18 protein-coding genes are annotated in these 22,469 nt (G+C 63.1%); 12 read left to right on the top strand and 6 right to left on the bottom strand.

The window, feature by feature from the left end; genetic code table 11:
- Nucleotides 1-15: 15 nt before the first annotated feature.
- From METAC_RS23300 to METAC_RS0111410, 3 genes are all read left to right on the top strand, one after another.
- Nucleotides 16-1,101 carry an AI-2E family transporter gene (locus METAC_RS23300; RefSeq protein ID WP_245257468.1) on the top strand — a complete coding sequence of 362 codons (1,086 nt, stop codon included), beginning with the start codon at nucleotides 16-18 and terminating at the stop codon, nucleotides 1,099-1,101.
- 960 nt (nucleotides 1,102-2,061) lie between these two features.
- The gene (locus tag METAC_RS0111415) at nucleotides 2,062-2,925 is read left to right on the top strand and encodes an MBL fold metallo-hydrolase (protein ID WP_026607131.1); all 864 of its coding nucleotides are present in this window, start codon (nucleotides 2,062-2,064) and stop codon (nucleotides 2,923-2,925) included.
- Between the two features lie 232 nt (nucleotides 2,926-3,157).
- Entirely contained in the window at nucleotides 3,158-4,417 is a 1,260-nt protein-coding gene (locus METAC_RS0111410; protein ID WP_036255484.1) for an NAD(P)/FAD-dependent oxidoreductase, read from the top strand.
- A 74-nt stretch (nucleotides 4,418-4,491) separates the two neighbouring features.
- Here the strand turns inward: METAC_RS0111410 and METAC_RS23295 are convergent, their stop codons facing one another.
- The 4 genes from METAC_RS23295 to METAC_RS0111385 all read right to left on the bottom strand — a co-directional run bounded on the left by METAC_RS23295 (nucleotide 4,492) and on the right by METAC_RS0111385 (nucleotide 7,955).
- Entirely contained in the window at nucleotides 4,492-5,067 is a 576-nt protein-coding gene (locus METAC_RS23295; protein ID WP_051335531.1) for a Spy/CpxP family protein refolding chaperone, read from the bottom strand.
- Between the two features lie 286 nt (nucleotides 5,068-5,353).
- The gene (locus METAC_RS0111395) at nucleotides 5,354-6,121 is read right to left on the bottom strand and encodes a DUF4339 domain-containing protein (protein ID WP_156898198.1); all 768 of its coding nucleotides are present in this window, start codon (nucleotides 6,119-6,121) and stop codon (nucleotides 5,354-5,356) included.
- A gap of 148 nt (nucleotides 6,122-6,269) precedes the next feature.
- Nucleotides 6,270-6,470 (bottom strand): hypothetical protein, encoded by a 201-nt coding sequence (locus METAC_RS26490; RefSeq protein WP_156898197.1) that lies wholly within the window; start codon nucleotides 6,468-6,470, stop codon nucleotides 6,270-6,272.
- A gap of 102 nt (nucleotides 6,471-6,572) precedes the next feature.
- On the bottom strand, nucleotides 6,573-7,955 hold the full coding sequence (locus METAC_RS0111385; protein ID WP_026607127.1) for a TAXI family TRAP transporter solute-binding subunit: 1,383 nt from the start codon (nucleotides 7,953-7,955) through the stop codon (nucleotides 6,573-6,575).
- Nucleotides 7,956-8,111: 156 nt separating this feature from the next.
- Between METAC_RS0111385 and METAC_RS26485 the strand changes: the two genes are divergently transcribed.
- The 7 genes from METAC_RS26485 (at nucleotide 8,112) to METAC_RS23290 (ending at nucleotide 14,506) form a co-directional block, all read left to right on the top strand.
- Nucleotides 8,112-8,270 carry a hypothetical protein gene (locus tag METAC_RS26485; RefSeq protein ID WP_156898196.1) on the top strand — a complete coding sequence of 53 codons (159 nt, stop codon included), beginning with the start codon at nucleotides 8,112-8,114 and terminating at the stop codon, nucleotides 8,268-8,270.
- On the top strand, nucleotides 8,267-8,731 hold the full coding sequence (locus METAC_RS0111375) for a hypothetical protein (protein WP_026607126.1): 465 nt from the start codon (nucleotides 8,267-8,269) through the stop codon (nucleotides 8,729-8,731). The genes METAC_RS26485 and METAC_RS0111375 overlap by 4 nt, the downstream gene beginning before the upstream one ends.
- A 144-nt stretch (nucleotides 8,732-8,875) precedes the next feature.
- Nucleotides 8,876-9,625, top strand: coding sequence for a bifunctional demethylmenaquinone methyltransferase/2-methoxy-6-polyprenyl-1,4-benzoquinol methylase UbiE (ubiE, locus tag METAC_RS0111370; RefSeq protein WP_026607125.1), 750 nt, complete (start codon nucleotides 8,876-8,878; stop codon nucleotides 9,623-9,625).
- 14 nt (nucleotides 9,626-9,639) lie between these two features.
- On the top strand, nucleotides 9,640-11,205 hold the full coding sequence (gene ubiB / locus METAC_RS0111365; RefSeq protein ID WP_026607124.1) for a 2-polyprenylphenol 6-hydroxylase: 1,566 nt from the start codon (nucleotides 9,640-9,642) through the stop codon (nucleotides 11,203-11,205).
- 25 nt (nucleotides 11,206-11,230) lie between these two features.
- Complete coding sequence (locus tag METAC_RS0111360; protein ID WP_156898195.1) at nucleotides 11,231-13,300, top strand: FUSC family protein; 2,070 nt, start codon at nucleotides 11,231-11,233, stop codon at nucleotides 13,298-13,300.
- Nucleotides 13,297-13,521 carry a DUF1656 domain-containing protein gene (locus METAC_RS0111355; RefSeq protein ID WP_026607122.1) on the top strand — a complete coding sequence of 75 codons (225 nt, stop codon included), beginning with the start codon at nucleotides 13,297-13,299 and terminating at the stop codon, nucleotides 13,519-13,521. The genes METAC_RS0111360 and METAC_RS0111355 overlap by 4 nt, the downstream gene beginning before the upstream one ends.
- Nucleotides 13,508-14,506, top strand: coding sequence for an efflux RND transporter periplasmic adaptor subunit (locus METAC_RS23290; protein WP_084143587.1), 999 nt, complete (start codon nucleotides 13,508-13,510; stop codon nucleotides 14,504-14,506). The genes METAC_RS0111355 and METAC_RS23290 overlap by 14 nt, the downstream gene beginning before the upstream one ends.
- Here METAC_RS23290 and METAC_RS0111345 read toward each other — a convergent pair.
- A complete protein-coding gene (locus METAC_RS0111345; RefSeq protein ID WP_026607121.1) occupies nucleotides 14,468-15,091 on the bottom strand; it encodes a TetR/AcrR family transcriptional regulator in 624 nt (207 codons plus the stop codon). The two genes, METAC_RS23290 and METAC_RS0111345, sit on opposite strands and share 39 nt — an antisense overlap.
- 152 nt (nucleotides 15,092-15,243) lie before the next feature.
- Here METAC_RS0111345 and METAC_RS0111340 point away from each other — a divergent pair, with 152 nt between their 5' ends.
- Entirely contained in the window at nucleotides 15,244-18,648 is a 3,405-nt protein-coding gene (locus tag METAC_RS0111340; RefSeq protein WP_026607120.1) for an acyl-[ACP]--phospholipid O-acyltransferase, read from the top strand.
- A gap of 23 nt (nucleotides 18,649-18,671) precedes the next feature.
- On the opposite strand, the gene ppc is transcribed toward METAC_RS0111340, so the two are convergent.
- Nucleotides 18,672-21,443, bottom strand: a complete 2,772-nt coding sequence (ppc, locus tag METAC_RS0111335; RefSeq protein ID WP_156898194.1) for a phosphoenolpyruvate carboxylase — start codon at nucleotides 21,441-21,443, stop codon at nucleotides 18,672-18,674.
- A 350-nt stretch (nucleotides 21,444-21,793) separates the two neighbouring features.
- Here ppc and METAC_RS0111325 point away from each other — a divergent pair, with 350 nt between their 5' ends.
- Entirely contained in the window at nucleotides 21,794-22,429 is a 636-nt protein-coding gene (locus METAC_RS0111325; RefSeq protein WP_156898193.1) for a hypothetical protein, read from the top strand.
- Nucleotides 22,430-22,469: the final 40 nt, after the last annotated feature.

Raw genomic sequence — 22,469 nt, 5'->3', positions numbered from 1 at the left:
ATCCGGAAGACTTCAGTGAACGAGAAACCCACGGAACCGTTCAACCTTCGCCAGTTCAACGCGACCTTCATCGATTTGATGATCCATGTCGGATTTATCGCGCTCCTGGCGTTCTGGACCTTCGTCCTTGTTCAACCTTTCATCCCGATCATCGTCTGGAGTGTGGTCCTGACGGTCGCGCTTTATCCGATTTTCGACTGGCTCGCCGTCCTGCTCGGCGGACGGCGCAGGCTGGCGGCGCTCTGCATCACCATCATCGGGCTGCTCGTCGTCATCGGCCCGGTCACCTGGCTGGGTCTCGGCGTCGTAGACGGCCTGAAGGTCCTCATCCAGCGTCTCGACTCGGGAAGCCTGTCTATTCCTCCCCCGTCGGAATCCGTCAGAACCTGGCCTTTGATAGGACCTCAATTCTATGATTTTTGGACGCTCGCCTCCACCAATGTGCGCAGCGCATTGGCCTTCCTGCTGCCGCAGCTCAAGCCGGTCGGCGACTTTCTTCTCAGCGTGGCGAGCAATGCCGGGACGTGGACCCTGCAGTTTCTCGTCTCCGTGATCATCGCCGGATTCCTGTTTCGGCCGGGCCCTTCGCTCGTCGCCGCGATCAAGACGCTCGCCCTCAGGATCGACACGCGGCATGGCGAGAGATTTGTGGAGATCTCCGGGGCGACGATCAGGGCCGTGTCGCGCGGCGTGATCGGCATCTCATTTTTGCAAGCCGTCGTCGGCGGCGTCGCCATGTCGCTTGCCGGCGCCCCGGCGGCAAGCCTCCTGACGCTCGCGATTTTCGTGCTGGGAATTATTCAGATCGGCCCGTTTCTCGTCGTCGCGCCGCTGTTGATCTGGGGCTGGTCCACCATGGCCACAGGACCGGCGCTGGCCTTCACGGCAGGCATGGCCACGGTCACCTTCATCGACAATTTTCTGAAGCCTTTCGTCTTGGCGCGCGGACTGACGACGCCGACACTGGTCACTCTCATCGGCATTCTGGGCGGCCTTTTAGTCCATGGAATTGGCGGCTTGTTCGTCGGCCCCGTCGTCCTCGCCTTGGCCTGGGATCTTTTGAACGCCTGGAGTCGTGGCGGCAAAGCGCCCGCGCTCTGATGCTTTTCGGCGTTTTTGATCGCTTGGGTCCTTAAATTGCCGACCGCCCGCCATCCGCCTTTAAAACGGATGGGCAGGGCGCTCCGGGCGGCGATCGACCCTTCGCCCCGGCTATGTAGGCGCGCTTCTTCCGGCGTCGAACCGATCGCATTTTGCGGCCGAGCAATCGGCTGCGGCGCCATGGGAGCATCCGACCGCGATCGGAGGTGGCGGCTCTTCTGCTCCGCCTGTGACAAGGCAATAGCGGAACGCGATCGCGGAAATCGAAGCGGCCAGTCTGATGCTCGCGGCGCTTCAGCGTTGCGCCGAACTCTCGTTATGGACGTGCAACAATTATCGCGCACCTCATGATGTGTACGCGAGCGACCGCTCATCGCCCTTCTTTCTGTGCATTGTTTGTGGGGAGAATGATGAATCACACACATATTTTTCAACGGCGGCGGCGCCATTGTTGATTGTGGGAGCGATGCTCTGCATCGCGTCGGAGACGGCTCGGACGTCGGAAGTGCAATCCCGGCCATCGAATCAAACATATCGTCCATATTCAGTTCGACAGCGTGCGATTGCGGCGCCCCAGCCATATTTAACATTTGCGCTTCGCGAGTTCGGGTTAGATCAATTCATCCGCACGCATTCTGTAATTATTAGGGTCGGCTATGATGAGTGCGTGAATAGAAGATCCGACTCGGTTGCAGCATGTAGATTTTCATATCGCCATAACACCAATGATTGGGCTTCCGGCCGAAGGTCGGCGGATAGTCGCATCGCGGTATGAAAGTCTTGAACTCGATGGCGAATTGTGGTGAGGCTCAATGTGGAGCGGTTGCTGATCGTATGGAATCAGCGGTTGGGAATTCTCAAACGTCGCAAGCCCGGCTTTTTTTTGTCGATCAGATCGAGTCAATCTGATTGGTGGCGTTATGGCTTGGGTGAGTCGGTCGTTCTGCAGGAGAGTCGCAAATGCAGCCTGATGTGCATGGGTTTTTTGATAAGTCTACAAGCACGATTACCTATGTAGTAAGGGACGCGGGCTCCAATGCCTGCGCGATCGTCGATCCCGTTCTCGATTACGATCCTGCATCCGGGCGAACTTCTACAGGCTCTGCCGAGGCGATTGCGGCCTTTGTCGAAAGCGCGGGCCTCCGCGCCGAATGGATTCTCGAGACCCATGTTCATGCCGATCACCTGACCGCCGCTCCATTCTTGAAGAAGAGGCTCGGCGGCCGGACAGGCATCGGCTCAAAAGTCGTGATCGTGCAGGACGTCTTCGCGAAAATCTTCAATGCGGAGTCTGCATTTCGGCGTGACGGCGGCCAATTCGACGTCCTGTTCGACGACGGGGCGGAAATTTCGATCGGAGGCCTCATCGGCCGCGCCATTTATACGCCCGGGCACACGCCTGCCTGCATGACCTATGTCTTCGGCGACGCGGCCTTCGTGGGCGACACGCTTTTCATGCCGGACTATGGGACCGCGCGATGCGATTTTCCCGGCGGAGACGCGCGGCAGCTCTACCGATCGATCCAGAAGATTTTCGCGCTCCCGCCGGGGACCCGGCTCTTCCTTTGCCATGATTACTTGCCGGCCGGCCGCACGTCCTATTGTTGGGAGACCACCGTCTCCGCGGAGCGAGCGAATAATATTCACATCCGCGACGGCGTAAGCGAAGAGCAATTCGTCGAAATTCGCAAGACCCGCGACGCCGTGCTGCACATGCCGGCTCTCATTATACCTTCGGTTCAGGTCAATATGCGGGCCGGAGGGCTGCCGCCGGCAGAAGAAAACGGAGTCAGTTATCTCAAGATTCCCGTGGACTTGCTTTAGCTCTCGCGTCGAAAAGCAATGCGCACGGTCCGAACACTGTGCGCTGCAGGGGGCGAGGAAGCCAAAGAGCTTTGATCTTGCCCATATCGCTCATGAAGGGCGCAGATCTTGCTTAGGTTCGTCGCAGTCAATTGCGTCGAGCGCATTGTCGTCCATGATCGGTCAAGGCCGTCCTTTGTGACGGCCGGCTCATTGGAAACCAGCGCAAAATATCGCAAGATGGGAGGAAATCATGTCCAGCGCGTCGTCCGGCGTAAGCCGTGAAATTCATGACGTCGTCATCGTCGGCGGCGGCGCGGCGGGGATCGCGGCCGCTGCGAGTCTCTTGCGGCGACGGCCGTCGCTCGACGTCGCCATTGTCGAGCCGCAGAGCAAGCATTACTACCAGCCCGGCTGGACGATGGTCGGCGGCGGCGTCTTCAACGCCGCGAGCACCGAACGCGAGGAAGCCGATTTTATCCCCGGCGGCGCGCGCTGGATCAAGGAGGCCGTCGCCGGCTTCGCGCCGGAAAGCGACGAGGTCATTCTGAGCAATGGCGAGCGCGTCGCCTATCGCGCGCTGATCGCGGCGCCAGGGATCAAGCTCGATTGGGCCGCGGTCGAGGGCCTTCCGGAAACGCTCGGCAAGAATGGGGTCACATCGAATTACCGCTTCGATCTCGCGCCTTACACATGGCGGCTGGTGCAGGAGTTCCGCGGCGGGCGCGCCCTATTCACCCAGCCGCCGCTTCCGATCAAATGCGCAGGCGCGCCGCAAAAGGCGCTCTATCTCTCCTGCGATCACTGGCTGCGCAACGGCGTCCTCGCGAACGCGAAGGTAGAATTTCATAACGCGGGCGGCTTGCTCTTCGGAGTCAAGGAATATGTCCCGGCTTTGATGGAATATATCAAGAAATATGGGGTCGACCTCAATTTCGGCAGCCGCCTCGTCAAGATCGACGGCGCCGCCAAGACCGCCTGGTTCGAGGTGACGAAAGGCGATGTGAAGGAAATCGTGGCGCGCGGCTTCGACATGATTCATATTTGTCCGCCGCAATGCGCGCCGGACGTGGTGCGCTCAAGCGCCTTGGCCGACGCAGCCGGCTGGATCGACGTCGATCAGACGACGCTCCAGCACAAGCGTTTTCCCAATGTCTTCGGCCTCGGCGACGCTGCTTCGACGCCAAACGCCAAGACCGCCGCCGCGGCCCGCAAGCAGGCTCCGATCGCGGCGGAAAACGTCCTGTGCTTCCTCGCCGGAAATGCGGCTCATGCGAGCTATGACGGTTATGGCTCATGCCCGCTGACCGTGGAGCGCGGGAAGATTGTCTTCGCCGAGTTCGGCTATGGCGGAAAGCTCCTGCCGACCTTTCCAAAATGGCTGATCGACGGAACGAAGCCGAGTCGTCTCGCCTGGTTCCTCAAGGAGCGCATCCTGCCTCCGATCTATTGGAAGGCCATGCTCAAGGGACGCGAATGGCTCGCAAGGCCAACGATCTCCGCAAAAAGCTGACGAGATATGTCTTCGCTCGGCGCGGGACGGAAACGAAGCCCTTTCCTCCCGCGCCGGGCGCCTATTCCGTTGGGTTACATCATGCCCATCGGGCCATGCAGCAGCTTGTTGGCGGCTTTCTTCTGCTCATCGGTCAACACGCTGAAGAGCGGTTGCGCGGCGGCTTTTAACGTTCGCAAGGCGTCGAGCCGCATCGTGAGATGTTGCTCCATCATCGCGAGCCGATCCGGATAGTCCGCGCTCATATGCGCCGAGCCGTGCTCTTTCATCGTCATGCACATGTCGGCCATTTTCTTCGCATCGCCCCGAAAGGTGTCGGCGAAGGCGGTCCATTGCGGCGATTGCGCTTCGGTGATTTTGAGCTCCGCCTTGAGGAAGGCGATCCGGCCCTCGACATGCTCGCCCATGTGGCACATCATCCCGCCGCCGCCCATCGCGCCGTCGGGGCCGCCCTCATGGCCCATCATTCCGCCGTGACCCATCATGCCCTCATGGCCCATCATTTGGTCATGGCCCATCGGCATGGCGCCGCCCTCCATTCCGGGCATCCCTTGCTGAGCTCTCGCGGCGCCGACAGCGCCGGCCGAGACAAGGGCGGCCAAGGCGACAGCTAGACTCATGCGACGAATTTCAATGTTGCTCGACGTCATGACGAATATCCTTCAAAAGGAGCCCGATGGAGGATAATTTTCTAGGCCTGTTTCGCGACAGCGGCTTGATCTGGCGCAACATTTCGCGAGCGCCGACAGGCGCCGCCATCAGAGGCGCTGCCGATCGCGATGGGCTTGGGCAGGCAGGATCCGGAGACGCCGGAACGCAGGCCCCGCGAGCCGAGACCGGATGAAGATCTGCACCGTGAGCGCGAGCCGGCTGCATCTACAGCGAAGGGCTTGCTTCAGCCCAACGGGCCGTGATCCAAGGCGTGCGACGGCGGGATTACTTCACGAGAAGGCTCACGAAATATCCATGCATGGTTCTGAGGAAGAGCCTGTTTCCGTGATCTTCGATCTCGTAGCGAACCGAGTAGGTCTGCGCGTTGGTCTCGAGCTTTCCGACGCACATTCTAATTCTGCCGGCGAGCCATTGTTGGCTCGTCTCCGTCAGCGCGATGGCTTTGACGTCCGTCTGCCCGGCTTTTGCGGCGTTCCTCTCGAACGCAGCCTTGACTTGCGACTTTGCGAGATCCGCCTGACAACTCGGAACCCTGAATCCGAGCGGAACATTGATGCGGTTGGATATGAATACGGTTGTCCACCAACTGAAGGTCAAGTAGAGCGGCGCCGCGATGAGCCAAACGGCCATTCCAGAGACGCTTTTTTGCGCCTTTTTCCGAAACTCGAGCGTAATCAGGACGAGCCAAAGAATGGCGGCCAGGATGTTGAGAGCCGTTGGCGCATAGCTCAGCAATGCGGCGTTTTTCTCGACGAAGGCGTTTCCGGTCGACTGGACCAGAAAGACGTCGATCAAGGCCGCGGCGAGAGGCGTTCCCAGCATGAACCAAGGCCAGAGCCTTTTGACCGTTCGTGGAAAGCGCGATGGCGCGAGACCTTGGACCTCTCCATAGCGCTTCCATTCTCCGCCGGCCGAAACGCTTCGAACAAGAGTTTGACGGTTAATTTCGCCCGCCTCGAAAAGAGCCGCGAGCTCTTCTTTGCTGGCCGGTCCAACAATGGCGCCGTCGCGCTGATAGCTCCAGCTTTCCATGCGTTTCCCCTCCTTGGCGCCTAGTTGGAGCATGCTCCAACGCTTTGAATTCGAGCGCGCCCCGATCGAATTTAAGTCTATCAGAGCGGAAGCGCTTCAGGAGCGCGATCTCGTCGAATGCCGAGCCCTTGCCGCGCGATTGCGGCCTTCACCAGCCGAGCAGCTTGCGGAGAAGCCCAAGGACTCGCGCGGAGAGCCAAAGCACGGCCAGAGCCACCAAGCCGAAAACCAGCCAATCGCCCTGGCTGTCGAAATGGCTGAAAAATCTCTTCTTGAGGCCATCCAAATAGCGACGCCATGAGGATGAGTCCGGCGGGGGCGCCGGCGAGGGGCTCTCAAACTTGGTCATGAAAATGCTCCGCTGACGTTAGTCCGCTCCGATCGATGCGATCCGACCCACTATAGACGAAGCCATCTCTCCCGCCATGGTCTTGAGCGGCGCTCGGCGCCGTTACGCCTTGTTTTCCGGCGTCGACGTGGTCGGCCGCTCCAAGGAGGCGTCGAGGAGGAGCGGCGGCCTGGCCTCGAGCTCGCTGCGTTGGTCGCTGACCGCTCTTCGCGCTTCGTCGATCGCGAGGCGCAGAGCCGCGAGGCCGGCGTCATCGAAATTATTGTTGCGGGCGAAATGGAGGCCCTTCGTCGACAGGTTTTCAATTTCCGTGTCCAACACCGCGAGTCGGGGCAGCTCCATGGTGATATGCGCGACTTGCTTGACCTCGATCAGTTGATCGATGAGAGCCAAGGCGGCCTTGCGCGCCTGCGCCCGCGACAATCCGAACATGGCCGCGATCGCCGAGCCAAAACCGCTAAAGGCCATGGCGCCGATATAGAGCCAGTCGCCATATCGATCCATGAAGCTCTTTTCATTGTTGTCGTAATAATCCGCTGCGCCGCGGTGGACCGCGTCGGCCGAATCCTTGTCGGTGTCGGGCTTCTGCATGGCCGCCGCGATCGGGACTTTGACCGCGAGCTCGCGACGCATGACGAAAAGGCGTTTGGTCAGGTCGGTGACGACTTCGTCGGGGAGCTTTAGGTTGGCTTCGAGCCGAACGGCGACCCCGACCGTCGTGGCCTCCTCCTTGGGCTCGGGCGGCGATCCGCGAAAGAAGCCTGCCGGGACGGCGACTTTTTGATAGGCGGGGCTTTTGGCCGCCATGCCCTCGGCGGCGTCGATCGGGATCATGGTCGGGGCGCGATTTCGCGCCGACAGAGCGGCGGCGGCGGCTTGGATCGCGGGGCCGAGCAACGGCCCAACCGCCAGAACCGCGTCGACTCGCTTCTGCGCCACGGCGGGCGCCAATTCATCGCGGTCGAGCATGACGCGCTGAACCGACTCGGGTGCGATCTGATATTCGGCTAGGATCGAATCGAGCAGCGCGGCGTTCGTCTCGCGCGCCGGGAAAATGCCGACGCGCTTCTTGACGAGAACGGCAACCTTGGCGAGGGCGGAGCCAGGCGGCGCAAGGAGGAGCCCGACGTCGTTTTGCAGGACGACCACCGTTGCGCCGTTCTGCGGGATCGCGACATCGCTGCGGATGACGGCGAGATCGGCGCGTCCTTGCTCGAGCGCTTGCGCGCTTTGCGCCGGACCGCCGGTCGGGACGACGACCAATCTCATATCCGCATCGTCCGCCTCAAGCCGGTCGGCGATCGCCGCGATGAGCTTGGCGTTATCGCCGTTGGCCGGGCCGACGGCGATTTTGAGCGCGAGCGGGCCTCCCGCAAAACGCAGAGTGAGGGCCCCGATCGCGATCAGCGCGAAGGCGAATGTGAGGAAAAAGAAGCCCGATGAATAGACCATATGCGAAAAGGCGATGCGACGACGCGGCAACATGGCTTCGCTTGTTCCCCAACAGGCTGGCGCGTGCGTCCGGCGAACCCGAAAGGCTCGATTTCCGACGCAGGGACGAAGCTTTGTCGCGTCAAGGATTTTTGGTTGTCAAGTGCGCGCGATCTATGCGTAGCCGGGGCGTCGAGGGACCGTTTGAGAATGCTCGAATCCCTCAAGGATTTTTACCGTGAGGAGAACCGCAGAACCGTCTCGGACGCGACGCTATTTCATTCGACGCGGATTCTCCCCGAGCCCTTGAGCTCGGACCACGCCCGCTCCATGATAGATTGCCTGCTCCACACGGCTGTTGAGAAATGACGATGAGCTCACCGACGACCAATCCTAAGGAACCGAAACCGCTGCCGGTCACCCGAATGATCGTCATTTTTGGCGTCGTCGGCGCGCTCAGCCTCGTTTTTATGGGGGCGAGGCAGCTCGTCGGCGGCCTCGCGCTCAAGAGCGTGCCGATCGTCGGAGAATGGCGCGCCGTCGGCAAAGCCTGGCGGATCGAGTTCCATCCGGACAAGACGATTTCGAGCCTCGTCCCACCGAACCCGCCGAAAGGCGCCGAGCCGTCGGCCTCAAGCGACGGCGTCTATTCGATCGATTATTTCGGCACCCTATGGGTCAAGCTGAATAATGGGAAAGTCTATACGGCGACTCTTTCGTCCGAGACCCCGAGCCGAATTGATCTCATCGACTCGAGCACCGAGGGGGTGACCATGTTCCAGCGCGGATCGGTCGGCGTCCCCTCGCCGACGACGCTGGATAAAAAATAGGCCGCGAGGCGGCCCTCTTGGGCCTGCAGCGCGCGGCGGCGCCGATTTCGTGCAGGAAACGGAACCCGTTTCGCGCCGTAGCCAGGGCGCGGCTCAAAGGCTATAGGGTTGGGCCAAAGAGACCGGACCCAGAACTTGGACGCCATGACGGAAGAAACCCATTTCGGCTTCGCGAGCGTGCCGCTGCGCGAAAAGCAGTCGCGCGTCGACGAGGTTTTCCATAAGGTCGCTTCGCGCTACGACCTCATGAATGATTTGATGTCCGTCGGCCTTCATCGGGTCTGGAAGGATATATTCGCCGCGCGGGTCAAGCCGCCGAAGCAAGCGCGGTTTCGCCATCTCGACGTGGCCGGCGGCACCGGCGACATAGCGTTTCGGATCGCCAAGGCTGGGTCGAGTGGCACCGAGATCACTATCCTCGACATCAACGCCGACATGCTGGAGGTCGGACGCCAGCGCGCCGCCAAGTGCAATTTCGAGGCGCGACTCGATTTCATAGAGGCCAACGCGGAAGATCTTCCGTTTTCCGACGATAGTTTCGACGCCTATACGATCGCCTTCGGCATCCGCAACGTGCCACGCATCGACAAGGCGCTCTCGGAGGCCCGGCGCGTCCTCAAGCGCGGCGGCCAGTTCCTCTGCCTCGAGTTCTCGAACGTGGACGTTCCGCTCCTCGACCGCGTTTATGAGGCCTATTCCTTCCGCGCCATTCCGCTGCTCGGCCGTCTCGTGACCGGGGACGCGGAATCCTACCAATATCTCGTCGAGTCGATCGCCCGCTTTCCAGATGCGGAATCCTTTCGCGCGAAAATCACCGCCGCTGGCTTCGATCGCGCGGCTTTCACGAGATTGTCCGGTGGAATCGTCGCCATTCATTCGGGCTGGAAGCTTTAGGGCGGGCCGAATTCGTGCATTTCTCTCTCGGCTCACTCCCGCGCCTCGCGCGCGCCGGTTTCGTGCTGGCTCGCGCCGGCGTCTTCAGCGACATCGATCCCGCGCTTCTGCCGCCGGCGGCGCGATTGCCGCTCGCCCTCGCGAAGCTCCTGTCGCGAGGCGTCGCGACGCCGGGCCTCGCCAATCTTCCCGGCGCAATCGGCCGGCTCGGCCCCTCCTATGTGAAGCTCGGTCAGTTCCTCGCGACCCGTCCGGATGTGGTCGGCGCGGATGTCGTCCGGCATCTCGAGCTCTTGCAGGATCGGATGGCGCCGTTTCCGCGCGAGGTCGCGGTCAAAACCATCGAGGACGCCTTCGGCCAGCCGATCAAGAATATTTTCGTCGAATTCGGCGAACCAGTCGCGGCGGCTTCGATCGCCCAGGTCCACAAGGCGCGGGTCAAAGACGGCGACGGTTTGCGCGACGTCGCGGTCAAGGTCTTGCGTCCGGGCGTGGAGCGCCGTTTCCGCCGCGATCTCGACGACATGTATTTCGCCGCCCGCCTCGCCGAGCGCTGGCTCTATGACGCGAAGCGGCTGAAGCCGGTCGAAGTGGTCGACACGCTCGCCCGCACCGTGAAGATGGAGATGGACTTCCGGCTCGAAGCCGCGGCCGCCTCCGAATTCGCCGAGAATGTCGCGAGGGACCCGGATTTCCGCGTGCCGAGCGTCGATTGGGAGCGGACCGAGAAGGAGGTTTTGACCCTCGAATGGATCAATGGCACGCCTTTGTCTGACGTCGCGGCGCTGGCCGAGAAGGGCTATGACCTGCCGGCGCTTGGCAAGGCTGTCATCCAGTCTTTCCTACGCCACGCGATGCGGGACGGATTCTTCCACGCCGACATGCACCAAGGCAATTTGTTCGCGGACGCCGATGGACGGCTTACCGCAGTCGATTTTGGCATCATGGGCCGGCTCGGCTTCAACGAGAGGCGATTTCTCGCAGAAATTCTTTATGGCTTCATCATGCGCGACTATCGCCGGGTGGCGGAGGTGCATTTTGAGGCCGGCTACGTGCCGCGCGTTCATAAAGTCGAGGATTTCGCGCAGGCGATCCGCGCCATCGGCGAGCCCATTCACTCGCGCACCGCCGATCAGATCTCCATGGCGAAGCTTTTGACGCTCTTGTTCGAGATCACCGGCCTGTTCGATATGAAGACGCGGACCGAGCTTGTCCTTTTGCAAAAGACCATGGTCGTCGTCGAAGGCGTCGGGCGCACCCTCGACCCCAAGCTCGACATGTGGTCGACCTCCGAGCCCGTGGTTCGGGCCTGGATCGAGGAGAATCTCGGGCCGCTCGGCAAGCTCCAGGACGCAGGCCGCGCGGCCTCGACCCTCGCGCGTTTCGCCGCCAATCTGCCCGTGGCGCTGGTTCGGGCCGAGAATATCGTCCTCCGACTCGAGGCCATGGCGGAGGATGGTTTTGAGCTTTCTGAAAGCGCGGTCGAAAAGATCGGGGACGCCGAGGCGCGGGGCGCACGGATGGGGCATGTTGCGCTTTGGCTGATTGCCGCGCTCCTTCTTCTTTTCCTTTTCCGCTGAGGCGTGGCGCAATGGCGAGCTTGTGATGAGCCAAGCGGACGCCGCGCCTTCCTCCAGTCCACAATCGACGGATCCGGCGGCCGGCGGAATTGCGGCGGCCTTGCGTTCGTTCGCTCCCCAACTGCTCTTTGGCCTGCGGTTATGGGCGTCCGTTTGCCTTGCGCTCTATGTCGCGTTCTGTCTCGAGCTCGACAACCCCTCTTGGGCCGGGACGTCTGCCGCGATCGTCTGTCAGCCGCGGCTCGGGGCGTCGCTGCGCAAGGCTTCCTTCCGCATGCTCGGCACCCTAATCGGTGCGATGGCGATCGTCTTCCTCACCGCCGCCTTTCCGCAGAACCGCCTCGGCTTTCTCCTCGGTCTCGCCTTATGGGGCGCGGCCTGCGGCTTCTGGGCGACCGTCTTGCGCAATTTCGCCGCCTATGGGGCGGCCTTGGCCGGCTACACCGCCGCGATCATCGGCTCGGACGAGCTCGGCGCGACCGGCGGTCCGAGCGGGCAAGTCATCCTGCTCGCGGTCAGCCGCGCGACTGAAATCTGTATTGGCATCTTGAGCGCGGGCGTCGTGCTGGCGGGAACCGATTTCGGCCGCTCGAGACGAAGCCTCGCGGCAAAATTCGCCGATCGCGCGGCTGAAATCGCCGTCTCGATCGCGCAGGAGCTCGCCTTCAATGGGCCGGTTCGTCCAGACACGCGGGGGGCCAGGCGCGAATTGATCAGAGGCATCATCGCGCTCGACCCGATCATCGACGCTGCGATAGGCGAGGATTCCGAGATTCGCTATCGCTCGCGGATCCTGCAGACCGCCGTCAACGGGTTTTTCGCCGCCCTCTCGGGCTGGCGCTTGATCGGCCTGCATCTTCAACGGGCTCCAGTTGGACAAGGGTCGCGCGAGGCGGCAGCGCTCTTGGACCGCCTTCCGCCGGGTCTGCGCGCGGCGAGCGCAGCGGAGCTGGCGCGAAGCTGGAGAAGCGATCCCTCCAGAGCCCGCGAGGCCTGCGCCGCCTCGGCGAAGGCTCTCCTCGCCTCGCCGGCCGGAAGCCGGTCGGTTCAGCTGCTCATCGACAGCGCTGCCGAGGCGATGCTCGGCCTCTCTCGCGCGCTCAATGGATTGGCCCTGCTTGTCGAGCCGGGGCGGGTCGAGGCCGCGTCGGGCGTCGCGCGACTGCGCGTGCCGGATTGGGCGCCGGCTTGGGTCAGCGCGGCGCGGGTGTTTATCACAATCATCACGGTCGAGCTGTTCTGGGTCGCGACCGCCTGGCCGAGTGGGGCTCAGGCCATGATGTTCGCCGCGATCGTCGTCATTCTGTTCGCGCCGCAGGCCGAGGAGGCCTACACGTCCGCGATTTCCTTCCTCATTGGCTCCAGTTTGGCGGCCGCGCTCGCCGCGATCGTCAAATTCGCCATCCTGCCGCAAATCGTGACCTTCGAAGGTTTCTGCCTCGTCATTGGGCTCTTTCTGGTCCCACTCGGCAGCCTCGTCGCCCAGCAGTGGCGAACCGCCATATTCTTCGCGGCGGCGGTAAATTTCACTCCGCTGCTCGCGCCGACGAATCGCATGAGCTATGACACGGGGCAATTCTACAATTCTGCCGTGGCGATTTTAGCGGGCATTGGCGCCGCGGCGCTCGCCATTCGTCTCTTGCCGCCTCTCGCGCCGGAGATCCGCACGCGGCGGTTGCTTCGCCTCACGCTCATGGACTTACGCCGACTGGCGGAATGTTCTGATCCGCCTTCGCGCGAGGATTGGGACAGCCGCGTTTACGGACGCCTGAACGCGCTGCCGGAACAGGCCGAGCCTTTGCGCCGGGCCGAGCTCGCCGCGGCGCTCTCCGTCGGCGGACAGATCATCCGATTGCGCAAGGTCGCCCCGCGCTTCGGAGCCAGCCGCGAGCTCGGCGCCGCGCTCGCCGAATTCGTGGCCGGCCGAAGCGCCTCGGCGGTCGCGCATCTCGCCGCGTTCGACGTCTGTCTCGCGGCCGCGCCGCCGACGGAGCCCGGCGCAAAAGCCGGACTCCGGGCCAGGGCCGGCGTCCTTGCCATGTCGGAGGCGCTTGCGGAATATGCCGATTATTTCGATGGCGAGGCGGGAAGATGAGGTTTTTCGAAATCAATCTCTACGGCGTCTATGTCGCGCCGATCGCGCCGATCATGCTCGCGGCCTGGCTCCTCATACTCCCGCTGCGCGGCATCGCCAATCGTTTCGGCCTGCTGGGGCGCGTCTGGCACCCGGCCTTTTTCGAGTTCGCGGCCTATTTGATCGCGCTCTCTTGCCTTGTTCTTCTCGTCGCGCATTTGGGCCGCTATGTCGGACGCTGAGCTCCAGGCGAAACCCGCGCGGACGCCGCGCGCCTCTTCCGTCACGGCGGCCACGTGGCGAAATATTCAGCCGATCCTGATCACCTTGGCGACGGCGGCGGTCGCGGGCGGGCTCGGCTGGGCGGCCTGGGACGCCTATATGGGCGCGCCCTGGACGCGCGACGGAACGGTGCGCGCCTATGTCGTCACCATCGCGCCCGAGGTCGCCGGGCGGATCGTTGAGCTGCCCGTCGCCGATAACCAGCTCGTGCGCAAGGGCGATCTTCTCATGGTGATCGACCCGACCGATTATAACATCGCCGTCCGCCTCGCCGAGGCGGCCGTGGCGCAGGCGAAGTCGGTCGCGCAGAACGCGCAATTCGAGTCCCAACGCCGGCAGAAATTGAGCCTTCTCGCCGTGACCGTAGAGGAGCAGCAGACCTACGCCAGCACCGCGGCGAGCACGGAGGCGGCCTACCAGCAGGCGCTCGCCAATCTCGATCTGGCCCGCGTGAACCAAGAGCGCACCCGCATACGCTCGCCGGTCAATGGCTATGTCACCAATCTTCTAGCGCAGCTCGGCGACTATGCGACCGTCGGGACGAATAAGATCTCCCTTGTCGACGCCGATTCCTTTTGGGTCGACGGCTATTTCGAGGAGACGGCGCTGGGCGCGATCCGTGAGGGCGACCGGGCGACGATCAAGCTAATGGGCTATGATCAAATCTTGCGCGGCCGCGTCGCGAGCGTCGCGCGCGGCATCAATGTCGCGAACGCGCAGCCGGACCATGCGGGCCTCGCGTCGGTCAATCCGATCTTCACCTTCGTTCGCCTCGCGCAGCGCGTGCCGGTCCGCGTCCAGATCGACCAGGTTCCGGAAGGCGTGCGTCTCGTGGCGGGCCTGACCGCCACCGTGCAGATCGATCCGGCTCAAAAGCCCGCCGACGCCCCGCCGCCAAAGAAAGCGTCAGTCAAAAGCGTCGGGCCGCATCATTCCGCGCAATAGGCTGGCGACGAAGAGGCTGATTTGCGCCTCGAGCTCGTCCGGGGGCGCCGCTACGGGGCGCTGCTCGAGGCCGAGCAAGACAATGCCGTGGATCGCCGAGAAGAGCGTTCGCGCGACCAGGTTCCGCGTGCGGGCGTCGGGCTCCGGTAAGACGATCTCAAGAGGGCCCTCGATATGGGTGAAGAGTTCGACCGGCCGCGTCAGAGTCCAGTCCGGCGCCGGCTTTTCGCTCGTCATGCGGTGCTCGAAAAGGGCCGTCCAGGCGTGTCGGTTTGCCGCCGCGAATCGCAAATAGATCAAAGCGAGCCGCTGAAGCTGCGCGATCGCTGACGGCGGAGTCAGTTTTCCGGCTGGTTCGGCCGCCGCTTCGGCGAGCGCGGCGTCGAGGCGGGCGAGGGTGCGCGCGTTGACCGCGAAGATAAGTTCGTCCATGTCGGCGAAAACATTATAGATGGCGCCGAGGGCGCAGCCGGCGGCTTTTGCGAGATCGCGCGCCTTGAGCGCGCCGAGCCCGTTTGCTGCGATCGCGGCCTCTGCCGCTTCGATCAGCCGTTTCCGCAGTTCGGCATGGCGATCGGCGACCATTCGATGTCCTTTGGAGCGTCTGAACGCTGTTCAAAAATTGGATTGAACGATGTTCAAGCGCGTGTTAAGCAAAATGAACGCCGTTCATAGCACGGCGGAGGAAATGCTCAAGAGTTGCGGCTCCGCGCCGCCTTCGCATCGGAGATCTATCCATGCCCCGCGCCCTTCTCGCCTCGAAGCGCTTCGCGCCGCTCTTCTGGTGTCAATTTCTTTCGGCCTTCAACGACAATGTGCTGAAGAACGCCTTGGTGTTCCTGATCCTTTTCGAGATCGGCGGGCAGGGGGCGCAATCGCTCGTCACGCTCGCGGGCGGCGTGCTCATCGCGCCCTTCTTCATTTTTTCAGCCCTCGGCGGAGAACTCGCCGACCGGTTCGACAAGGCGCTCGTCGCGCGCCGACTCAAATTCGTCGAGATCGGGGTCGCGGCGATCGCGGCGGGGGGCTTCATCTGGCATGCGCCGACGCCGCTCTTTTGCGCCTTGTTTCTCTACGGCGCGATCGGCGCGCTATTTGGGCCCATCAAATATGGGATCTTGCCGGATCACTTGCGCCCCGAGGAGTTGCCGGCGGCCAATGCGCTGGTCGAAGGGGCGACCTTTCTCGCGATCCTTTCCGGAACGATCGTCGGCGGGATCGCGATGACCGAAGGCGGCGGCGGCCTTCTCGCGCTCGGCGTCCTCTTTTTCGCCGCGCTCAGCTGGATCGCGAGCCTTTTCATTCCCGCTGCGCCTGCCGCGGCGCCGGATCTCGTCATCGAGCGCAATGTCGTCCGGTCCACCGCGCGCCTCCTCGTAGAACTATGGGCGGATGCAAGGCTGCGCTGGGGCGGTCTCGTCACGAGTCTGTTCTGGCTGATCGGCGCGGTATCCATGTCGCTGCTCGCGCCCTTGGTCACGCTGTCGCTCAATGGCTCCGAGCTTGTCGTGACAGCTTATTTGGCTGTCTTCGCGATCTCCATCGCGATCGGTTCGGGCCTTGCCGCCTTTCTGGTGGACGGCCGGATCAATCTGCTGCCCGCAGCTATCGGGACGGCGATCGCGGGCCTCGCTTCGCTCGATCTTGGTCTCGCGATCGCGGGCCTTCCCGCGACCGAATCGGGCGTGAAACTCTCGCTCGCCGCCTTTTTCGCCCGACCAATCGCTTGGCGTAGCGCCTTCGATCTGGCGATTCTGGCGATCGCTGGGGGCCTGATGATCGTCCCGGCATTTGCGGCGGTTCAATCTTGGGCCGCGCCGGATCGGCGCGCTCGGGTCGTCGCCGCCGTCGGCGTCCTCAACGCGGCCTTCATGCTCGCGGGCGCGATCGTCGTCGCGCTGCTGCAAACCGCCGGCGCGCCGCTCTACGCGCTTTTCATCGGCATGGGCCTTTGCGCTATTCTCGCGGCCTGGGGGATCGTCAAGACTCTGCCGACCAATCCGCTGCGCGATCTCGTCGCTATGCTGTTTCGCATCGCCTATCGCGTCGAGGCCCGCGGACTCGAGAATTTCGCCGAGGCCGGACAAAATCCGATCATCGCCCTCAATCATCAAAGCTTTCTCGACGCGGCGTTGGCCTTCTCCATTCTGCCGCGCGACGCCTTGTTCGCGATCAACACGGACATCGCGACACGCTGGTGGGTGAAGCCGTTTTTCCGCTTTGTCCGGGTCCTCGCGCTCGATCCAACGCGGCCGCTGGGGGCGCGCGATCTGGTCCATGCGGTCAAGGCTGGCGAATCCCTGGTGATATTTCCTGAAGGCCGCATCACCGTCACCGGCGCGCTTATGAAGGTTTATGACGGCGCGGGACTCATCGCCGACAAGTCGGGCGCGGCCATTGTCCCCGTGCGCATCGACGGCCTCGAGTCGACCATTTTTTCGCAGCTCGACAAAGCCAAGGTCCGGCGGCGTTGGTTTCCGAAAGTCACGATCACCGCGCTGCCTCCGACGCGGCTCGAGATCGACCCAGAGCTCAAGGGAAAGGCGCGCAGGCAGGCGGCCGGGGCGGCGCTCTACCAGATCATGTCCGACACGATCTTTCGCACGACGCCGATCGACCGCACGATTTTTGCGGCCGTCGCCGATTCGGCGCGCCGCTGTGGCGCGGGCCGAATCGCCGTCGAGGACCCGGTCGGCGGCGCGCTCAGCGCGCGCAAGCTTCTCATCGGCGCCAATGTCCTTGGCCGCAAGCTTAAGCCGCTCGCCGGGGAAGGCGAGGCGACCGGCGTCATGCTGCCGAGCGCCAACGCCGCGGCCGTGACTTTCCTGGCGGCTTCGTCCGCGGGGCTTGTGCCCGCCATGATCAATTTCACGGCGGGGGCCGGCGCCATTCTCGCCGCCTGCGCCGCGGCGCGGGTCGAAACGATCCTTACTGCGCGCGCCTTTATCGAGAAAGCCAGGCTCGAAAAGCTCGTCGCCGCCCTCGAGCCCAAGGTCAGGATTGTCTATCTCGAGGATGTGCGAGCGGCGGTCTCCGGCATCGACATGGCCAGGGCGTTTATCAGCTGGCGCCGCCCCTTGGCCTGCCGGCGCGCCGACGATGCGGCCGTCATCCTATTCACCTCGGGAACTGAGGGCGCGCCCAAGGGCGTGGCGCTGTCCCACCGCAACATCCTGGCCAATGTCGCGCAGGCGGCCGCGCGGGTGGATTTCAACGGGGCGGACAAGGTGTTCAACGTCCTGCCGGTCTTCCATTCCTTCGGCTTGACGGTGGGTCTCGTCCTGCCGCTCGTCTCTGGCGTTAGGCTCTATCTTTATCCGACGCCGCTCCATTATCGCATCATCCCTGAGCTGGTCTACGAGACCAACGCCACGATCCTCTTTGGGACCAACACCTTCCTGGCGGGCTATGCGCGCTCCGCGAATCCTTACGATTTCCGCTCGCTCCGCTATGTGCTCGCAGGGGCGGAGCCTGTGGCTGAGGCGACGCGGCGAATCTGGATGGACAAGTTCGGCCAACGCATTCTCGAGGGCTATGGCGTGACCGAGACGGCGCCGGCGCTCGCCTTCAACACGCCCATGTTCAACCGGCCGGGAACAGTCGGGCGGCTGATGCCGGGCGTGGAGGCGCGGCTCGAGCCGGCGCCGGGCATCGTCGAGGGCGGCAGGCTATTTGTGCGCGGCCCGAATGTAATGCTCGGTTATCTCAAGGCCGATCAGCCAGGCGTGCTGCAGCCGCCGCCGGACGGCTGGCACGACACGGGCGACATCGTCGTCATCGACGCCGACGGTTTCGTCACGATCAAGGGACGCACCAAGCGATTCGCCAAGGTCGGCGGTGAAATGGTGTCGCTTGCGGCGATCGAGGCGTTGGCGGCGGAGCTATGGCCGGACGCGCAATCGGCCGCGATCGCCGAGCCCGATCCGCGCAAGGGCGAGACAGTGATCCTTCTGACGCGATTCGCCAAGGCGACGCGCGCCGAGTTTCAAGCCTATGCGAAGGCGAAAGGAGCGTCCGAACTCATGTTTCCCGCCGAAGTCATGATCGCGGCGGACCTGCCGCTGCTCGGTTCGGGCAAGGTCGATCTCGTCCAAGCCGGGGCGCTTGTAAAGCGGAGAAGGACGGCGTCCGAAGCAGCATGACGCTTCGGACCCCCTTTTGGGACTCACCCGGTGTTGCGCAAGCCGGCGGCGATGCCATTGATCGAGATGAGAATGCCGCGCAGCGTCTTGTCCCCATGCTCGCCGCTGCGCCACCGTCGGATCAGCTCGACCTGAAGATGGTTGAGCGGCGCGATATAGGGGAAGCGATATTTGATCGACCGCGCCAAGGCCGGATTATCGGCGAGGCGCTCCGTGGTCCCCGTTATGTTGTCGAGAGCCTCGGTGGTGCGTTTCCATTCTTCTTCCAGCGCGCCGAAGATCTTTTGCGCAAGCGCATGGTCGGGAACGAGTTCGGCGTAGCGTTTGGCGAGGACGATGTCGGCCTTGGCGAGCACCATGTCGACATTGGATAGGAGCGTGCGGAAGAATGGCCATTCGTCGTTCATGCGGCGCAACAGGGCCATGCGCGCCTCGGGATCTTCCGCGACGAAGATCGCGACCGCCGATCCGAAGCCGAGCCAGCCGGGCAGGGCGATGCGCGCCTGGCCCCAGGAAAAGCTCCAGGGGATGGCGCGAAGATCCTCGATGCGGCGCGACGATTTACGCGAGGCCGGACGCGAGCCGATGTTCAGCTCGGCGATTTCCGCGATCGGCGTCGCTGCGAAGAAGAAGTCGACGAAGCCGGGACATTCATACACAAGGGCGCGATAGGCGCTCATGCTGGCCTGCGAAAGGCGCGCCGCAGCCTGGAGAAACTCTTCCGGCGCCGCGCTCGACGGGGCGAGAAGGGTAGCCTCCAGCGACGCCGCGACGAAGGCCTCGAGATTGTGTCGGCCGATCTCGGGGTTCGAATATTTGGAGGCGATGACCTCGCCTTGCTCGGTCAGCCTGATCTGGCCGTTCACCGTTTCCGGCGGCTGCGCCAGGATCGCCTGATAGCTCGGGCCGCCGCCGCGCCCGACGGTTCCGCCGCGCCCGTGAAAGAGCCGCAGCGTGACGCCCTCGTGCTCCTTGAAGAATTTCGCGAGAGCGGTCGAGGCGCGGTAGAGTTCCCAATTGCTGGTGAAAAAGCCGCCGTCCTTGTTGCTGTCGGAATAGCCGAGCATGATCTCCTGCTGGGCGCCAGAGGCGCGGATCATATCGGCCACGCCCGGCAGCGCGTAAAAGGCGTGCATGATGCCTTCGGCGTTGCGCAGATCCTCGATCGTCTCGAAGAGCGGAACCACCAACAATTCCGAGGTGCAATCGGCGTCGCCGAGCGCCCCATGGACCATTGCGCATTCCTTGAGCAAGACAAGCGGCTCGAGCAGATCGCTGACTGTCTCGGTGTGGCTGACGATGTAGTGGCGGATCGCCTGCGCGCCGAATTGCTCGCGTAGATCCTTGGCGGTCGCAAAGATCTCGAGCTCTTCCTCAGTGCGGGCGGAATATGTGACGCCAGGCACGCGAAGCGGACGCGGATCCTTGAGAAGATCAAGAAGGACCTGCTGCTTGCGCGTCTCGTCAATGCTCGCGTAATCGGCGGCGACGCGAGCCGTGGCCAGAAGCTCGGTGAGCGTCTCCTCGTGCCGGTCGGAGCTTTGGCGCAGATCGACGGTCGCGAGATGAAAGCCGAACACGTCGACGGCGCGCCGCAGCGGCTTCAGGCGCGCCGGGACGAGGGCCGCGCCATGGTTCGCCGCCAGCGAGTTTTCGATGACGGCGAGATCGGCCTGCAGTTCCTTGGCGTCGCGATAAGGCTCTCCGGGCTTCGCGCCGCGCTTGCCCGCTTCGACGCCCAAGAGCTTCCAAAGAGTGGCCGCGATCCGCGCGTCGACCCCGATCAGCGCGCGCCGATAAGGCTCGTCCTCGCGATGCAGGTTCTCGTCGCCGGACCTATCGGCGAGAGCCTGGAGGTCGGGCGTGCATCCGACGAGCAGGCTCGAAATGGAGAGCTCGCCGCTGAGCTCGCGGATCTCCTGCAAATAGTGACGCAAGGCCGTCTCGCATTGCCGGCGCAGCGCCAAGGAGAGAGTTTGGGCATTGACATTGGGATTGCCGTCGCGATCGCCGCCGATCCATGAGCCCATGCGGAAAAAAGGCGCCACGGTGGAGCCGTCGAGTCTATCCTCGAGTTCTTCGTAAAGGCGGGGGATCTCCTGGAGGAAGGTCGTCTGATAAAAGCCGAGCGCGTTCTCGATTTCGTCGCGCACGCTCAGGCGCTGATAACGCAAAAGCCTCGTCTGCCAAAGTTGCGCGATCCGCGCCCGCAACAGCATCTCGTTCCGCTTTTTCTCGCGTTCCCCGCGCAGGTTTTCGCGCGCGACGAGGAGCTTTGCGATCGAGCGCTCCGCGTCGCGCAGGCTCTTGCGCTGCACCTCAGTCGGATGCGCGGTGAGCACCGGCGAGACCGAGCTGCGCTCGAGCGCGGCGAGGATCGTCTCGCGCTGAATTCCGGCCGCGGCGAGCCGCGTGAAGGTCGAGGCGAGGCTGCCGTCATTGGCGGGCCTTTGGCTTTCTGCTTCATGCGCGGCCCGGCGCCGGATGTGATGCCGATCCTCGGCGATATTGGCGAGATGAGAGAAATAGCTGAACGCGCGAATAACGGACATCGCTTGTTCGGCCGTCAGGCTCTGCACGATCGCGTCGAGCTTCCGGCCGATTTCAGGATCGCCCGCGCGGTCTAAAGCGACGCTGAGGCGGCGGATGCTCTCGATGCGCTCGAAGGCCTCGTCGCCGTCCTGTTCGCGGATCGTGTCGCCGAGCAATTGGCCGAGGAATCGAACATCGTCCATAAGCGGCTGTTCCGTCATGGGACCGCCGTTCGGCGACATGGATCCAAGCGTCTTCGTCATTCAGCCCCCATTGCGGCTCGCGGCCCAAAAGAGCGGCTTCCGACCAAATCGAATAATCTGATCGAAAAGTCGCCCAAATTTCACAAACTCAAGCCCATTTTCGCGGGTCGGATCGACTTGATCCGACCGAAATAGGCTCTTGACGCGCACTCGCCGAGCTTTCTGGCCGGGCTACGCTTTCCCCGTTTTTAGAGCAATGGGAGAAAAGGCGCCAGATTTGGGACGCGCGCGCCGCGACCTCGTCTCATTATGGCGACAAGGCGCGTCTCGAAGGAGACATCATCAGCTTGTAAGCGAAGTCGAAAGAAGGCAGCATGTACGGAGCCCGTCCAGGCTTCGGAGGATTTCCCGTGTCGAGCGGATCAAATAAAAGCGCTGGGCTGTGGATGGCCGCGTCTTTTTCCGCGACGCTGGCCGCGACCCTGATCGTCCTCGCTTTTGTCGGATCTGATGAAAAAGGCGCGATCGCGGCTTTGCGGCTTTCGGCGCGCATATCGTTTCTTTTGTTTTGGATCGCCTATGCGGGCGGCGCGACGGCGAAGCTTTTCGGGCCGGCTTTCGCCTTCCTGGGGCGTCGCGGCCGTGAATTCGGCCTCGCTTTCGCCTCCGCCCAACTCGTCCATGTCGGGGCGATCGCCTGGCTCTTTCACGTCTCCGCGGACCCGCCCCGCTTCACCGATGGGATCATCCTGGCCGAAAGCATTGGAATCCTATGGATCTACGCGATAGCCGCTTTGTCGACGGAGCGCCTGAGCCTTGCGCTCGGGGCTCGCGGACGGCGGCTGTTTTTTTCGGCCGGGCTCAATTATGTCGCCATTCTTTTCTTCATCAATTTTGTCGTGCTGCCGATCCGCGCCGGCTCGCTGCATGCGAGCCAAATTCTATCCTATCTTCCCTTCGCCCTTCTCTCCATAGCGGGGCCGCTCTTGTGGTGGGCGGCGTTCTTGCAGTCGTCGAGGCGCGGGGGAAGGGCGGCGTCCATTTAGGCGAAATCCCTGGATCGGCCGTTAGGGAGCGATCAAGAAG

The sequence above is a fragment of the Methylocapsa acidiphila B2 genome, from assembly GCF_000427445.1.
GTDB classification, from domain to species: Bacteria; Pseudomonadota; Alphaproteobacteria; order Rhizobiales; family Beijerinckiaceae; genus Methylocapsa; species Methylocapsa acidiphila.
This window is presented reverse-complemented; position numbering and strand designations above follow the sequence as displayed.